Origin of the sequence: Acinetobacter sp. UC24323, from assembly GCF_024151445.1 — a bacterium.
GTDB lineage: Bacteria > Pseudomonadota > Gammaproteobacteria > Pseudomonadales > Moraxellaceae > Acinetobacter > Acinetobacter baumannii.
In genome coordinates, this window is the sequence record NZ_JAHIBY010000039.1 from 1 (window position 1) to 233 (window position 233).

Here is a 233-nt window from a genome sequence, read left to right on the forward strand (position 1 = left end):
ACCACCTTGATCCGGTGTAGATGGATCATTGTCATGATCGGTCTTCACAAGGCTGTCTTCTGCATTAAGCGGTGTACCGTTACGATCAACCGTTTCTGCCTTAACGGTCAATTCGCCATCAGCAAAGCCTGCTGGCACTTCTGCCGTATAGCTGCCATCAGGATTAACTGTGGCTTTCACCTGCTGTTCCAGCGGATTACCTGCCTGGTCCTGACCTGTGATGGTTAAGGTCA

General features: G+C 50.6%; 1 pseudogene. It reads right to left on the reverse strand.

From position 1 onward, the window contains the following. Positions 1-233: pseudogene (locus KNQ97_RS19175) on the reverse strand (hypothetical protein); the annotation flags it as partial.